We start from the raw sequence: 15,200 nt of genomic DNA, 5'->3' as shown, positions 1-15,200 counted from the left end.
TTTGTATTTGTAAGTAAACCTCGTTAACTAGGTGGAGTGGATCCCCTCTAATTATTTAAAGTTTCACTTTATTCACTTGAGCAAAAACATCGCAGTTCGAAAATATATTATAATAGAATGAAAAGAAAGAAATTTGGCAGAAAGGGAGGGTGGCGATGCAGGAGATGGTTAAAGATTTTTTTAGACGCCCACTTCAAGATTTACGTATATCTGTCATTGATCGTTGCAATTTTAGATGTACATATTGTATGCCAGCGGAAATATTTGGGCCAGATTATGCTTTTTTGAAAGATGAGTTTTTACTAACTTTTGATGAAATTGAGCGTTTGGCAAAATTATTTATTAGCATCGGTGTACGGAAAATTAGACTTACTGGCGGTGAGCCACTGCTTCGTAAAGATTTAACAAAACTTATTGCACGTCTTGTGAAAATTGATGGGCTAATAGATATAGGGTTAACGACAAATGCTATCCATTTAACGAAACAAGCGAAGGCATTAAAAGAAGCTGGATTACATAGAGTGAATGTTAGTTTAGATGCGATAGATGACGACATATTTAGGAATATTAATGGTCGAAATATTAATACAAAACCTGTGATTAAGGGAATTATAGCAGCTAAAGAGGCGGGGCTGGCAGTAAAGGTAAATATGGTTGTGAAAAAAGGGATGAACGATCATCAAATACTTCCGATGGCTGCGTATTTTAAAGAGCAAGGAATCACGCTTAGGTTTATTGAGTTTATGGATGTTGGTAGTACAAATGGGTGGAATTTTGATCAAGTTGTTACAAAACGAGAATTGATTGAGATGATTCATAAGGTGTATCCGCTTGAGCCAGCTGAAGCACATTACTTTGGTGAAGTTGCGAAGCGATATCGATACGTTGGAACAAATGTTGAAGTTGGTTTTATTACATCTGTTTCTGAGTCATTTTGTTCCTCTTGTACGAGGGCGAGAATTTCGGCAGATGGAAAGTTTTATACGTGCTTATTTGCGACAGAGGGTTTGGATGTAAGAGAACTTCTTAGAGGAGATTTTTCGGATGAGGAGTTATTAAGTGTTATACAAGATGTATGGATGAATAGAAAAGATAGGTATTCGGATGAACGGACAGAAGAAAGTGCAAAAAATCGTCCGAAAATCGAAATGTCTTATATAGGAGGATAAGAAAGGGGGCTATCGTATGCAGGAGCGATATTCAAGACAAATATTATTTTCTGGTGTTGGAGAAGAAGGACAGAAAAAAATAAGAGAGAAGCATGTGCTTATTATTGGTGCTGGTGCTCTCGGTGCGGCAAATGCAGAAGCGATTGTTAGAGCAGGTGTTGGAAAAGTAACGATTGCTGATCGTGATTATGTAGAATGGAGTAATTTACAAAGACAACAACTATATACAGAAGAAGATGCAAAACAGTATAAACCAAAGGCGGTAGCGGCAGCAGAGCATTTAAAAGCGATTAATTCTGAGGTGGAAATAAATCCTGCTGTGACGGATGTAACGGTGCAAGAAATGGAAGAGTTAGTACGTGATGTAGATTTAATATTAGATGCGACAGATAATTTTGAAACGCGTCTTCTTATTAATGATATTTCACAAAAGTATAATATTCCGTGGATATATGGTGGGTGCGTTGGAAGCTACGGAGTAACGTATACAATTTTACCAGGGAAAACACCGTGTTTTCGCTGTTTAATGGAGCATCCGGCGAGCGGAGCAACCTGTGACACAGCTGGTATTATACAACCGGCAGTACAATTAGTAGTTGCGCATCAAACTACGGAAGCGCTGAAAATATTAGTAGAAGATTACGGGGCGCTTCGTGAAACGATGTTATCGTTTGATCTTTGGAATAATCAACAGATGGCATTTAAAGTGAATAGGCAGAAAAAAGATTCTTGTTTATCTTGCGGAAGGTTACGTACATATCCAAGTTTAACATTTGAAGCACAAACGAAAACAGAAGTGTTATGTGGGCGAAATACAGTGCAAATTCGTCCAGGTGTGCGGAAGAATTTTAATTTAGAAGAAATTAAAAAGCGCTTACAAAGAAGCGTAGAGATAAAGGCGACACCTTATTTATTATCGTTTCCGGTAGAAGAATATCGTTTTGTTTTATTTACAGATGGCAGAGCGTTCATTCATGGGACGAATGATATAAATGTAGCGAAAAGTTTATATGCAAGATATATAGGTTGAACCTAAAGGAAATCCTTTAGGTTCAACGGAGAAAGGATTATGAATTTCTCGTATAATCTCCACTTTTTCCACCTGTTTTTTCAAGTAAGTACGTTTCGCCGATAATCATACCTTTATCGACAGCTTTACACATATCATACACAGTAAGAGCGGTAGCCGAAGCAGCTGTTAAAGCTTCCATTTCAACACCGGTGCTACCTTCTGTTTTAACTTTTACTTCAATGAGTAAACGATATTGTTCTTCTGATTGTTTCCAATCGAAAGAAACGTCAACACCTTTTAATAGTAAAGGATGGCACATTGGGATAATATCAGAAGTTCGTTTCGCAGCCATAATGCCTGCGATTTGCGCAACTGCTAATACGTCACCTTTCCCAATTTCATTGTGGGAGATTTTATCGTAAATTTCTTTCGTAACGACAATGCTAGAGCACGCAATTGCTGTTCGAACGGTTGCTTTTTTGTCGCTTATATCAACCATTTTTGCGCGTCCTTGGTCATTAAAGTGTGTGAATGAAGACATGGAATTCCTCCTTGAAGTAATTTCTATTTAATATATAAAGTTTAATCGAGATAAAAAAAATTGCAAATATGAGGTGAGAAACGATGGTAGAAAAACGAATTCCAATTCAAGTTGCTGAGGCAGTAGAACGGGTAATGAAATATGCAAAGCATGGTGAAGTAGAAGAAATTTCTATTACGGAAAGTTACGGGAGAATTCTTGGGGAGGATGTTGTGTCTGATCATGACGTTCCTCATTTTGATCGTTCTCCTTACGATGGTTTCGCCATTCGAGCAGAAGATACGAAAGAAGCAACTCAAGAGAATCCAGTTGAATTTGAAGTAATAGGAGAAATCGGGGCGGGTTCTGTTTTTTTAGAAGAAGTAGGCGCTTTTGAAGCGGTTCGTATTATGACAGGAGCAGCTATTCCAGAAGATTGCAATGCAGTCGTAATGCTAGAGCTGACAGAAGGGTTTGAGAAGAACGGGAAAACATATATGAAGTTAAAACGCTCTTTTAATAACGGTGACAATGTGTCGATTAAAGGAGAAGATATTAAACAAAATCAAGTTCTCGTTAAGAAAGGTGTTGCAATTAACCCTGGAGTTGCGGCCCTACTAGCAACGTTTGGATATAGTACTGTGAAAGTTATAAAACAGCCTATTGTCGGTATTGTAACGACAGGAAGTGAATTATTAGAAGTACATGAGCCTTTAGAACCGGGGAAAATTAGAAATAGTAACTCGTATATGATCGCAGCTCAAATTATGAAAGCTGGCGGGAAAGTTCGTTATTATGGTAAACTCGCGGATGAGTTAGATGCATGTTTTACAGCTGTTCAATCAGCGATGGATGAGGTCGACATTTTAATTACAACAGGTGGTGTATCAGTAGGAGATTATGACTACTTACCAGCTATTTATGAAAGGTTACAGGCGAATGTACTCTTTAATAAGATAGCCATGAGGCCCGGAAGTGTAACGACAGTAGCTGAAGTTGATGGAAAGTTACTCTTCGGTTTATCAGGAAATCCGTCTGCTTGTTATGTAGGCTTTGAATTATTTGTGCATCCAATTATAAAAACGTATTTGTATGCGAAGGAACCTCACGTATATAGAGCGGTTGCTATTTTACAAAAAGATTTTCCAAAGCCAAATCCATTTACTCGTTTCGTAAGAGCGAACGTAACAATTGTGAACGGGGCGTTACAAGCGATGCCGGTTGGTTTAGATAAATCGAGTGCGGTATCTTCACTTGCAGATGCGAATGCTTTTATCGTGTTACCTGGAGGAACGAGAGGATTTGAGACCGGAATGAAAGTGTCCGTATTATTGTTAGAGCACTCTGAGGGATGTGATTGGCCATGGGCAAAGCCCCTTCAATCTTACAAATAGTAGGATATCAAAATAGCGGAAAAACGACACTTGTAGAGAAAATTGTGCATGCAGTAGCTGAAAGTGAAATGAAAGTTGCTACAATTAAACATCACGGGCACGGAGGCTTTCCAGAAGTAGCGCAAAAAGATAGCGAAAGACACCGTAAAGCTGGTGCTGTCGTAAGTAGTGTAGAAGGTGCTGGATTGCTTTCACTTTCTTCACTAAGAAAGAAATGGTCTTTGCAAGAAATTATTCGCTTATATGAGTTTTTTGAAGTGGATACAATTTTAATAGAGGGCTATAAAAAAGAGAATTACTCGAAAGTAGTGTTACTTCGTTCTGCGGAAGATGTTGAGATTTTACATAAAGTGGAAAATATAGTGGCGGTTATTACGTGGTATGATGTTCCGGCAAATATACGAGAAGAATATAAAGTATTTCATATAACAGAAGAAGAGCTGTACATAGACTGGTTTTTACAAACGGTTAGGAGTGCGAAATGATAAAGACATATTATGAAGTAATTGACACAGAAATCTCGATTGAAGAGGTAACGAAGAAAGTAATTCGACGTGAATGCGGTGCTGTTACAACATTTATTGGGACGGTTAGAGAGTTTACGAAAGGGCGTCGTACATTATACTTAGAGTATGTTGCTTATAAGACGATGGCAGAAAAGATGCTAGAGAAAATTGGCCTGGAAGTGAAAGAGAAATGGCCAGGTACATATGTTGCCATTACACATCGCATCGGTACGTTGCAAATTTCTGATATAGCGGTTGTTGTTGCTGTTTCAACACCACACCGTAAAGCGGCTTATGAAGCGAACGAATATATTATGGAACGCATAAAACAAATTGTTCCGATTTGGAAAAAGGAGTTTTGGGAAGATGGTGACTCATGGATTGGTGATCAATTAGAAAAAACACCATATCCGGCGGGAGAGCCTGGGAAGGAGCTATAAGTATGATTCGAGTATTGTTATTTGCGCACTTGCAAGAAGAAGCAGGGGCAAGTGAATTACAAATAGAGAAAGAAAATATTACAGTTGCACAGTTAAAAGATGTTGTTGCGAACGAATATAATGTACCAGTTTCAGAGCCAATTATGGTTGCGATTAATGAAGAATACGCAAATGAAGATGACAGAGTCCAATCTGGTGATGTTGTTGCACTAATTCCACCAGTGAGTGGTGGTTAATATTGGATTCATTAAAACGACTTTCCTACATAGGGAAAGTCGTTTTTTTATGGCAGTTTTGAGAACACTAATCTATAGAACAAGGAGGGAACTATGAAAAAAATATGTGTAGTTATCACAATGCTATGTGTGGCCTTTTTCTCTTCTCCAATTGATTCTTTCGCGAAAGAATCAAGAGAACAGCTTTTAGAGAGTGCATTATCAAATAGGTACTATTCAGTTATTAGACAAGTGACAGAAGACCAATATGAATGTGCTTCAGTTATAAATATAAAACGTCTCGGCAAGAAAGGTGAGTTCGTTCCTAGATATGAAGTGACGCTACAATTTCTTACATTTCAAGGAGCGCATAATCCGCCGAATGACAAAGTTACGCTTACTTTGGAAGATCGTTTAGATCACGTAAAGATAAAGAAAGTGGAGCGAGAAAAGAATGTTTCTGGCGCTATTGTAGAAAAAGTTTGTGAACGGGAAAAAGAAAAAATAAAAGCTCACTCTAACGACTTAGAGTGATAACCTATGGCGTTTAGTAAAGAAAGGTAATGAGTGATGGATATATTTTTAGCGATTTTACCAGCTATATTTTGGGGAAGTATTGTGTTATTTAACGTAAAACTGGGCGGGGGACCGTATAGTCAAACGCTCGGAACAACGTTTGGAGCACTTATTTTCTCAATTGTTGTTTATATTTTTATGAAGCCAGTATTAACACCTACCGTTATTGGAGTTGGAGTTGTGTCAGGTTTATTTTGGGCGCTTGGTCAGGCGAATCAATTGAAAAGTATTGATTTAATGGGTGTTTCGAGGACGATGCCAATTTCAACAGGACTTCAATTAGTCGCGACGACTTTATTTGGCGTTATCGTATTTCATGAATGGTCCACGACAATATCGGTCGTCCTTGGGATTCTAGCACTCGTTTGTATTATTATCGGTGTTATTTTAACATCGCTTCAAAGTGAAGAAGAAAAAAATGCAGAGCAAGCAGCAAACTTTAAAAGAGGTATCGTAATTTTATTAATTTCAACAGTCGGTTATTTAGTTTACGTAGTAGTGATTAGGTTATTTAACGTAGATGGTTGGTCGGCTTTGTTGCCACAAGCAGTTGGTATGGTGTTAGGTGGGATTTTGCTTACCTTTAAACATCATCCATTTAATAAATATGCAATTCGAAATATTATTCCAGGATTAATTTGGGCAGCTGGAAATATGTTTTTATTCATTTCGCAGCCGCGAGTTGGAGTCGCAACAAGTTTCTCGCTATCGCAAATGGGGATTATTATTTCCACGCTTGGTGGGATTCTTATATTAGGTGAAAAGAAAACGAAACGTCAATTAACGGGTATCGTTGTCGGTATCGTTTTTATTATCGCAGCCGGAATTATGTTAGGTATAGCCAAAAGTTAAAGGAGGTATGGAAATGTATAGTGATTTAGCAGGGAAAGTTGTCGTTATTACAGGATCAGCAACTGGTCTCGGAAGAGCGATGGGAGTGAGGTTTGCTAAGGAAAAAGCGAAAGTGGTTATTAATTATCGCTCACGAGAATCAGAAGCGAATGATGTGTTAGAAGAAATTAAAAAGGTGGGCGGCGAAGCGATTGCTGTAAAAGGTGATGTAACCGTCGAATCAGATGTTGTGAATCTCATTCAATCTGCTGTGAAAGAGTTTGGTACGCTTGACGTTATGATTAATAATGCAGGGATAGAAAACGCGGTACCGTCGCATGAAATGCCGCTTGAAGATTGGAATAGGGTAATTAATACAAATTTAACAGGTGCTTTTTTAGGAAGTCGTGAAGCGATTAAATATTTTGTAGAACATGATATTAAAGGGTCTGTCATTAATATGTCTAGTGTTCATGAGAAAATTCCGTGGCCACTATTTGTACACTATGCAGCAAGTAAGGGTGGCATTAAACTGATGACAGAAACGTTAGCGATGGAATATGCGCCAAAAGGTATTCGAGTAAATAATATTGGACCAGGTGCAATTAATACGCCAATTAATGCCGAAAAGTTTGCTAATCCTAAAAAGCGGGCTGACGTAGAAAGTATGATACCGATGGGCTATATTGGAAAACCTGAAGAAATTGCAGCAGTAGCAACTTGGCTTGCTTCTTCAGAGGCGAGTTATGTAACGGGAATTACGCTATTTGCAGATGGTGGAATGACGTTATATCCATCGTTTCAAGCTGGTCGTGGGTAATATAAAAGGACGAAGAGATAAAACTCTTCGTCCTTTTTTACAAAAAAAATAGCGGCCAGCTATTTTAAATTTAGTGATTAATTGTATCTTGAAGATATTCTGTTGCTTGATGTTCAGAAACATTTTGCACGAGTGCAACTTCACTAATCATCATTTTTCGGGCGTTATCTAGCATTTGTTTTTCGCTCGCATTTAAAGTTCTCTCTTTATTGCGGCGAAGTAAATCACGAACAACTTCTGCACTATCTAGCAGATTGCCGTTTTTCATTTTTTCCATATTCATTGTATATCTTTGTTTCCATGAGAGTGATGGGTCTGACTCCCCGTTTTGAAATTCAAGAAGTATATCATCTAACGTACCTCGATCAACGATATAACGAATACCTGATTTTTTTAATTGATCCATCGGAAGCATTACTTGCATATCTTTACTAATGATGCGTATCACACAATATTGACGTGAAGTACCTAATATTTCTTTCTCTTCAATTGCTTCGATGATTCCTGCACCGTGCATTGGATAAACGATTTTATCACCAATTTGAAACAAATCATCCACCTCCATATGTGGTAACCACTTTTAATGATAGCATACGTATGTAAAAATGTCAAATTTTATATAATAACATAATATTTATATTCGAGTCAATAATGTAAAGCGCTTTTTTTTAGATCTTATTTATCCCGCATTAACGGGCAGCCCGATTGGTGAGGGCTGATAATCAGTGGGGGATGAACAAAACCCCCCCACTGATTAAAGTTTCACTTTATAGTGATTTTTTTAGAAAAATAGTACAGGTGAGAAAGAAGGCATATCCACTTATTTTTAAGCATAAAATGTAAAAGCGCTAATACAATATACCTAAATCCGTTCTTTGCAAAGGAGGGAGAGAAGGTGGGGCGCACAATAAAAATTGATATTACAAATAAAGTTGTAGCTAAATTTAGACCAAATTATTTGGAATTATATACGAGTAAATTTATGATAGGTAAGTTTTATGTCTATACTGAAGATAAAAAATATGTGTTAGAAGACGGATATATATATGAGAATGGAAAGTTTTATCGCATCATAGATACGCACCGTGGCAATAATCAAGCGGCGGAGGGCTGCGATCTAGGATGGTGTTAACATGATTCGTGTGAAAGTGTTTGATGAAAGTCACGAAAAAGACTTAGAAGACGCTGTGAATGTGTTTTTGAAAAAGATTGATGATAGCAACTTTGTAGATATTAAGTACCAAGTCGGTGTTTCTATTAACGATGACGAAAACCAAATTTATTGTTTTTCAGCAATGATCGTTTATAAAGCATAAAAAAGAGCTGGATGAGCCAGCTCTTTTTTATGCTTTATGTTGGGACAACATGTGTCGGTAATACGTTCATAATAGATTGGGTTGTGCCTAATTTCTTTGTCGTTAAAAGAGGCTCCCCTGTCTCATGATTTTGGGCATCTTTACACATACCAAGGTGATAACGATCACCTAAAAATGGATCAATATAAAAACCATTTTTGAATACTTTATCATTCGGATGTTTTTCATGGTGAATATCAGAGCAGTTAATGCAATAGAACATAGCGTTCAACCCCTTTTTATTTTGTTTGAAAAAAGTGAGTCGGTAGTCATTTCGCTCCTAAGGAAATGTTGAGGAGAAGAGAAATAACTACCTACTCAAATGGTGGGCATATTCCTTCTGATTTTTCATATCCCGCGTAGTGTCCCTGAGGGAAGGAGGAGAGACGAAATACGCATGATATACGTAAGGCGCTTCTTTCAAGATGAATGATGGAGTTTCATGTTGAGAGAAGTTTTTATTTTTTGTTGCCTTTGTGAGTATATTATGAGGAAATGTGCAGAGGGTGTTTGTCCTGTTGAAAAAATGTTGAGAATTTCTCAACAGTAAAAAAGAATTAGCGTTGACATGAAACTAAAAGGTGTTATATTATCTAAATGAAACCAAAAGGTGTTATATTTGAGTGCTGAATAAAGGAGAATGAAAATGGAACAACAAAATACATTAACTGATATTAAACAAACGATCGTTTTTAACGCGTCTATTCAAAAAGTATGGAATGTAGTATCGACTGCAGAGGGGATTGCATCATGGTTTATGCCAAATGATTTCGAATTAAAGGTAGGACATGAATTTCATGTGCAATCACCATTTGGGCCATCACCATGTAAAGTGCTAGAAATTGATGAGCCAAACCACCTATCTTTCTCATGGGATACAGATGGCTGGGTTGTTTCATTTAATTTGAAAGACCTAGGAGATAATAAAACAGAATTTACATTAATTCACGGCGGCTGGAAACATCCTGATGAAATTCTTCCGAAAGCGAATGCGAAGAGCTCTATTATTCGCGATAGAATGAGCGGCGGCTGGGTAGCGATTGTAAATGAAAAACTGAAAAAGGTTGTCGAAGGCTAAGTGTCCTCATCAGCAGCAAAATATGATGTATTTCAAGCAATTGCTGACCCAACCCGCCGAGAAGTAATACGGTTATTAAGTGATAAAGAGTTACCGATTTCCAAAATAACGGATCACTTTCCTATGAGTCGTACTGCGGTTGTAAAACATCTTCATATTCTTTCAGAAGCGAATTTAGTAAGCGGAAGAAAGAGCGGAAGAGAGAAGATATATCGTTTGCATCCAGAACCATTAGAAGAATTACAACAGTGGCTCTCGTATTATGAACGTTTTTGGGATAATAAATTATCCATGCTGAAACATATTGTGGAGAATGAAGAGTAAAAAGAGGATGACCGAAATGGTCATCCTCTTTATTATTGCTCATTTGTTTGTGTAGCGGGCTTTAATAAAAGCCAAGCGATAATTAATGTACATACTGCTAATACGAAAGTGCTCATATAAATGACGTGTACACTTGCTGCTAATGCGGATTGTGATTCAGTTGCTACACTTGCTGTAGCCCCGCCGTGTCCGCCAGATACAAGATCAAGGTTTTTAATGCCACGTGCGTGAATCATCGTATTGAAGATTGTTCCAAAGATTGCAGCACCTAACGTTTGACTAAATGTGTTAATAAATGTGTTTAAACCAACGGCTGTTCCGCGTGTATGAGCTGGTACAGCTGCTTGAATTGTTACCATGTAAATCGGTGTCACAAGCCCCATTCCTAAGCCAAATAATCCGACTGCTACATAAATAAGGAACGATGGTGAATGTGTTGATAATGTAAATAATAAGAACGTAGCGACTGATAAAATGCTAGCTCCAAGTAAAATGATTTGTTTCGTTTTTAATTTGCCTACTAAGTTACCAGAGAAGATAGCACCAAATGTCCACATAACAGGAATTGGCATTAAAATAAGTCCGGCTTCCGTTGCATTTTTTCCTAATACACCTTGGCTCCAAATTGGAAGGTACATTGTAATACTAATAATCATTGCGCCAGCAATAAGCGTTAATATGTTTATTGTAGATAATGTACGGTTAGAGAAAAGTGCTAGCGGAATTAATGGTTCCGGAGATTTTTTCTCGATGAATAAGAAAATAATGAATGAAACGACGGCGAAGATTAATAGGCCGATAATTGTTATGTCTCCCCAGTTTTGCTTACTGCTACCTGTTAATAATGCGTATAGTAGAGCGATCGTACTTAATGAGAAGACTGTTGCACCAAGATAGTCGATATGGTGTTTAGCGGGCTTAATAGATTCTTTGTAGTAAATGGCAATCATTAAGCAAGCGATAATGCCGAATGGAACGTTTAAGAAGAAAATATAACGCCAAGATAGGGAGTCAACTAAAAATCCACCTACTAACGGTCCGATAACACCAGATACACCCCAAACGGCACTCATCCAGCCCTGTGCTTTCGCGCGGTCTTTCGCTTCGCTATATAAGTCTCCAATAATTGTCATTGTAATCGGCATAACAGCACCAGCACCGATACCTTGAAGAGCACGGAAGAAAATTAATTGTTCCATCGATGTAACGACTCCGCAAAGTGCAGAACCGACTAAAAAGATTGTAGCTCCGATAAGTAAAACTTTTTTACGGCCAAACAAATCAGCAAGCTTTCCGTATATTGGAGTCGAAACAGCTGTTGCAAGCATATAAATTGCATATACCCAACTAACAAGTTCGACGCCTGACAAATCACTCGTTATACGAGGGATTGCTGTACTAACAATCGTTCCTTCTACTGCAGAAAGAAACGTCATTAGCATTAAAGACATCATGACTTTTTTTCTCATACGTTTTCCCCTTACCCTTTTTCAAATATTCAACAATATAAAATATAAAGGTACTAAGGTATATAAAGCAACAAAAAAGCAATGGGAAGTTAAGGGGAGGGGATGTTTGTCGTTTTTTGTCGGTAAGTCGATATATTTGAAAAATCGCCTATATAAGTAGTAGAATCGCTGATATATTTACAGAATCGCCGATATAATTTCATGTACTTATAAAAAAAGAAACAGGAATCCCTGTTTCTCGGTTTAATATTGCATTTTCGCGTTTTCTCCAGCTGTTGTTCCGGCAATTCTACCAGTAACAAGAGCAGATGTAATATTATAGCCACCAGTATAACCGTGAATATCAAGAACTTCCCCACAGAAATATAAGCCGTTCGTGAATTTAGAAGACATTTCTTTCGGATTAATTTCTTTAACGGATACACCGCCGCCAGTCACGAATGCTTTTTCAATTGACTGCGTACCATTTACATTCACAGTAAATTCTTTAAAGTCTTTCACAAGTGCACGAATCTTTTCGTGAGAAACTTGTCCAGCTTGTTCGCTGCCATCAATTTCATTTTTTTCTAATAAGAATAGGAAGTAACGCTCAGGTACATAACCTTTTAACACGTTTTTAATTCCTTTTTTCGGATCTTCTTTCATTTGTTTCAGCATGCGTTGGAATAGTTGTTCACTATTTTCGTCTGGCAATGCATCGATACTCATTTGAATGGTATTTGTTTTGAACTTTTTCAGTGCTTTCACGACGAATTGACTACAGCGAAGTGCAGCAGGACCAGATAGGCCGAAATGAGTGAAGAGCATGTCCATTTTGTGAGAAATAATAGTTTTTCCTTTTGGGTTTAATACGCTTAAGTTTACATCGCGTAAAGCTAGACCTTGTAAGGAGCGATCACGAATAAATGGTTCGTTTGAAAGGATTGGTACTTCTGTTGGGAATAATTCTGTAATTGTATGCCCGGCTTTTTTAGCCCAAGCATATCCGTCTCCAGTAGATCCAGTTTGAGGAACAGATTTTCCACCAACAGCGATAACGACGTGATTTGTTTCTAACACTTCGCCAGTTTGTAGTACAACTGCTTTCGTTTGACCATTCTCATATTCAATCGTTTCAACGGGTGTATTCGTACGGATTTTTACACCTAAGTCTTTTAATCGTGTTAAAAGTGCGTCTACTACCGATTGTGCTTTATTTGATACAGGGAACATGCGACCATGATCTTCTTCTTTCAGTTTTACACCGAGATTTTCGAAGAATGTAATAATATCTTCATTATTGAAAATAGAAAAAGCGCTGTATAAGAAGCGGCCATTTCCTGGTATATGTTTAACGATCTCATCAAGTGGTAGACGGTTCGTTACGTTACAACGGCCGCCACCTGAAATTGCAAGTTTACGCCCTAGTTTATTTCCTTTATCAAGAAGTAAGACGCTTGCGCCTTCTTCTGCAGCACCGATTGCAGCCATTAGCCCAGAAGGACCGCCGCCGATGACAATAACATCATAATGCATAATATATCGACCTCATTTTCTACATTTCCTGCCTAAAAGAATAGCATGTTTTCCCTTAAAAGAAAAATAGAGTGAAGTACTGCTTAATGAGAGAATTGTGGTACAATACAAAAGTTAGAGTTCAGTACTATCCTGCCATTTGTAGGTGATAAGACTAAAACCTCAAGATTTAGGAGAAGTAAATAGGGAGTTTGTTAGCCTGTAAATGCTCGAATGGTTCAACTAATAAGGAGTAGGAGAGAAGTCTCCAACTAATTATAGTTTCACTTTATGTAGATGTAGGAGGATTTTTGTATGTCCGATTCGAAATTTCTGCGCGGAACGCTTATTGTTACGCTAGGGACATTTTTAGTAAAGTTCTTAGGCATGATTTACGTCTTTCCGTTTCATGCATTAGTAGGAACAGAAGGCGGAACGCTCTATACATATGGATACATTCCATATACGATCTTTTTAAGTATCGCAACGGCAGGTGTGCCACTTGCTGTTTCAAAATTTGTTTCCAAATATAATGCGCTTGGCGATTATAAAACGAGCCGGAGAATGTTCCGCTCGGGAATGGTTATGATGATAGTAACAGGAGTTCTTTCGTTCCTAGTACTGTACATGACGGCGCCATTGTTTGCAGAAGCGATGCTTGGTAAACAAAGTATACACAATAATGTAGGAGAAGTTACGACGATCATTCGTCTTGTAAGTTTCGCACTTATTGTTGTACCAGCAGCGAGTTTAATTCGTGGTTATTTCCAAGGTCACCAGTCTATGGGACCAACTACCGTTTCACAAATTATTGAACAAATTATTCGTATCGTCTTTTTATTAGCAGGTAGTTTTATCGTTATTAAAGTACTTGGCGGTACAGTTGCAACAGCAGTTGGAGTAGCGACATTTGCTGCGTTCGTTTCAGCGGTTGGAGCACTCGGAGTGTTAATTTGGTACTGGTTAAAACGTAAAAAATATTTGGATCAATATTTAATTGAACAAACTGTACCAGAGTCAACAGTAAGCACCGTTCAATTGTTTAAAGAATTATTTGCATATGCGATTCCTTACGTTGTAATTGGGTTAACAATTCCTTTATATCAACAAATTGATACATTGACATTTAACTCAATTATGCAGGCGATTGGTCAAGGTGATATCGCAGAGCGAGCCCTCGGTATTTTCACAATGTGGACGCATAAGTTAATTATGATTCCTGTATCACTTGCGACAGCGTTTAGTTTAACGCTTGTACCAGCAATTACAAAATCATTTACTGAAAAACAATACCGCTATTTGAAATTACAAATTACACAAACATTCCAGGCGAATATGTTTTTAACATTGCCAGCAGTTGTCGGTATTTCTTCACTGGCATATCCAATTTATACTGCGTTTTACGATTCAGATCCACTAGGTGGACAAGTATTAATGTGGTATGCACCAGTTGCGTTGTTATTCGCTTTATTTACAGTAACAGCGGCAATCCTGCAAGGTATTAACCAGCAGAAGCATGCGATTATTGCGCTTATAATGGGCGTTATTTTGAAATTTGTATGTAACGTAATCTTTATTCGTTATTTCGGTACAGTAGGAGCAATTCTAGCGACAGCAGTTGGTTTCTTAGCTTCTGTTTGGTACACAAATCAACAAATTAAAAAATACGCACACTATTCATTCGGTGTTGTATATAAAAGAACATTCCAAATTGCAGTACTGACACTTATAATGGTCGTTACTGTAAAACTATCACAATGGATTCTATCCTTCATGATTTCGCCTGATGGCCGTATTGGTGCTCTTATAACAGTTGCGATTTGTGCAGGTATTGGCGGTTTTGTTTATGGATTGTTAGCAATTCGCACAGGAGTACTTGAAAGAGTATTTGGCGGAGAAGCATTAGATAAAATTCAACGTAAACTTGGTAGTAGATTTAAAATAAAGTTGAAATCAAGAGGGGCGTAATTACGTCCCCTTTTCTATGATAAATAAAG

General features: G+C 37.7%; 19 protein-coding genes. 14 read left to right on the top strand and 5 right to left on the bottom strand.

Annotation, left to right across the window (positions count from 1 at the left end; all coding sequences use genetic code 11):
- The first annotated feature begins 155 nt into the window (after window positions 1–155).
- Complete coding sequence (moaA, locus tag AXW78_RS22795; protein WP_001157130.1) at window positions 156–1,169, top strand: GTP 3',8-cyclase MoaA; 1,014 nt, start codon at window positions 156–158, stop codon at window positions 1,167–1,169.
- Between the two features lie 16 nt (window positions 1,170–1,185).
- Window positions 1,186–2,199, top strand: coding sequence for a molybdopterin-synthase adenylyltransferase MoeB (locus tag AXW78_RS22790; protein WP_001158082.1), 1,014 nt, complete (start codon window positions 1,186–1,188; stop codon window positions 2,197–2,199).
- Between the two features lie 37 nt (window positions 2,200–2,236).
- Here AXW78_RS22790 and moaC read toward each other — a convergent pair whose 3' ends face one another.
- Entirely contained in the window at window positions 2,237–2,722 is a 486-nt protein-coding gene (gene moaC, locus AXW78_RS22785) for a cyclic pyranopterin monophosphate synthase MoaC (protein ID WP_000094146.1), read from the bottom strand.
- An 83-nt stretch (window positions 2,723–2,805) separates the two neighbouring features.
- Between moaC and AXW78_RS22780 the strand changes: the two genes are divergently transcribed.
- From AXW78_RS22780 to AXW78_RS22750, 7 genes are all read left to right on the top strand, one after another.
- Entirely contained in the window at window positions 2,806–4,095 is a 1,290-nt protein-coding gene (locus AXW78_RS22780; RefSeq protein ID WP_000229693.1) for a molybdopterin molybdotransferase MoeA, read from the top strand.
- Window positions 4,065–4,580, top strand: coding sequence for a molybdopterin-guanine dinucleotide biosynthesis protein B (mobB, locus tag AXW78_RS22775; RefSeq protein ID WP_000513626.1), 516 nt, complete (start codon window positions 4,065–4,067; stop codon window positions 4,578–4,580). The genes AXW78_RS22780 and mobB overlap by 31 nt, the downstream gene beginning before the upstream one ends.
- Window positions 4,577–5,041, top strand: coding sequence for a molybdopterin synthase catalytic subunit MoaE (moaE, locus tag AXW78_RS22770; protein ID WP_000598369.1), 465 nt, complete (start codon window positions 4,577–4,579; stop codon window positions 5,039–5,041). The genes mobB and moaE overlap by 4 nt, the downstream gene beginning before the upstream one ends.
- Window positions 5,042–5,043: 2 nt before the next feature.
- Entirely contained in the window at window positions 5,044–5,277 is a 234-nt protein-coding gene (moaD, locus tag AXW78_RS22765; protein WP_000621768.1) for a molybdopterin converting factor subunit 1, read from the top strand.
- Window positions 5,278–5,370: 93 nt separating this feature from the next.
- Complete coding sequence (locus tag AXW78_RS22760; RefSeq protein ID WP_000717676.1) at window positions 5,371–5,790, top strand: DUF3888 domain-containing protein; 420 nt, start codon at window positions 5,371–5,373, stop codon at window positions 5,788–5,790.
- Between the two features lie 36 nt (window positions 5,791–5,826).
- Window positions 5,827–6,684 (top strand): glucose uptake protein GlcU, encoded by an 858-nt coding sequence (gene glcU, locus AXW78_RS22755; RefSeq protein ID WP_000350861.1) that lies wholly within the window; start codon window positions 5,827–5,829, stop codon window positions 6,682–6,684.
- Between the two features lie 13 nt (window positions 6,685–6,697).
- Entirely contained in the window at window positions 6,698–7,483 is a 786-nt protein-coding gene (locus AXW78_RS22750; protein WP_000286678.1) for a glucose 1-dehydrogenase, read from the top strand.
- A gap of 70 nt (window positions 7,484–7,553) precedes the next feature.
- Here AXW78_RS22750 and AXW78_RS22745 read toward each other — a convergent pair whose 3' ends face one another.
- Window positions 7,554–8,048, bottom strand: a complete 495-nt coding sequence (locus AXW78_RS22745; protein WP_000451441.1) for a CarD family transcriptional regulator — start codon at window positions 8,046–8,048, stop codon at window positions 7,554–7,556.
- Window positions 8,049–8,378: 330 nt separating this feature from the next.
- Here AXW78_RS22745 and AXW78_RS22740 point away from each other — a divergent pair, with 330 nt between their 5' ends.
- Window positions 8,379–8,615, top strand: a complete 237-nt coding sequence (locus AXW78_RS22740) for a DUF2553 family protein (RefSeq protein ID WP_000533804.1) — start codon at window positions 8,379–8,381, stop codon at window positions 8,613–8,615.
- 1 nt (window position 8,616) lies between these two features.
- Window positions 8,617–8,799, top strand: coding sequence for a sporulation protein Cse60 (locus AXW78_RS22735; protein ID WP_000621751.1), 183 nt, complete (start codon window positions 8,617–8,619; stop codon window positions 8,797–8,799).
- A gap of 34 nt (window positions 8,800–8,833) precedes the next feature.
- Here AXW78_RS22735 and AXW78_RS22730 read toward each other — a convergent pair whose 3' ends face one another.
- Window positions 8,834–9,061, bottom strand: coding sequence for a DUF3973 domain-containing protein (locus AXW78_RS22730; protein ID WP_000498989.1), 228 nt, complete (start codon window positions 9,059–9,061; stop codon window positions 8,834–8,836).
- Between the two features lie 423 nt (window positions 9,062–9,484).
- Here AXW78_RS22730 and AXW78_RS22725 point away from each other — a divergent pair, with 423 nt between their 5' ends.
- Window positions 9,485–9,916 (top strand): SRPBCC family protein, encoded by a 432-nt coding sequence (locus AXW78_RS22725; protein WP_000437773.1) that lies wholly within the window; start codon window positions 9,485–9,487, stop codon window positions 9,914–9,916.
- Window positions 9,917–10,240 carry an ArsR/SmtB family transcription factor gene (locus AXW78_RS22720; protein ID WP_000098837.1) on the top strand — a complete coding sequence of 108 codons (324 nt, stop codon included), beginning with the start codon at window positions 9,917–9,919 and terminating at the stop codon, window positions 10,238–10,240. It begins immediately after the preceding gene.
- Between the two features lie 32 nt (window positions 10,241–10,272).
- On the opposite strand, the gene AXW78_RS22715 is transcribed toward AXW78_RS22720, so the two are convergent.
- Window positions 10,273–11,709, bottom strand: coding sequence for an MDR family MFS transporter (locus AXW78_RS22715; protein ID WP_001228010.1), 1,437 nt, complete (start codon window positions 11,707–11,709; stop codon window positions 10,273–10,275).
- 243 nt (window positions 11,710–11,952) lie between these two features.
- The gene (locus tag AXW78_RS22710) at window positions 11,953–13,224 is read right to left on the bottom strand and encodes a BaiN/RdsA family NAD(P)/FAD-dependent oxidoreductase (protein WP_000558890.1); all 1,272 of its coding nucleotides are present in this window, start codon (window positions 13,222–13,224) and stop codon (window positions 11,953–11,955) included.
- A gap of 294 nt (window positions 13,225–13,518) precedes the next feature.
- Here AXW78_RS22710 and AXW78_RS22705 point away from each other — a divergent pair, with 294 nt between their 5' ends.
- Window positions 13,519–15,171: a putative polysaccharide biosynthesis protein gene (locus AXW78_RS22705; protein ID WP_001284031.1), complete on the top strand. Its 1,653-nt coding sequence runs from the start codon at window positions 13,519–13,521 to the stop codon at window positions 15,169–15,171.
- The last annotated feature ends 29 nt before the right edge of the window (window positions 15,172–15,200 follow it).

Origin of the sequence: Bacillus thuringiensis, assembly GCF_001595725.1 — a bacterium.
GTDB lineage: Bacteria > Bacillota > Bacilli > Bacillales > Bacillaceae_G > Bacillus_A > Bacillus_A thuringiensis_K.
Note: the sequence above shows the minus strand (reverse complement) of the source record. Positions and strands in the feature narration are given on the sequence as shown.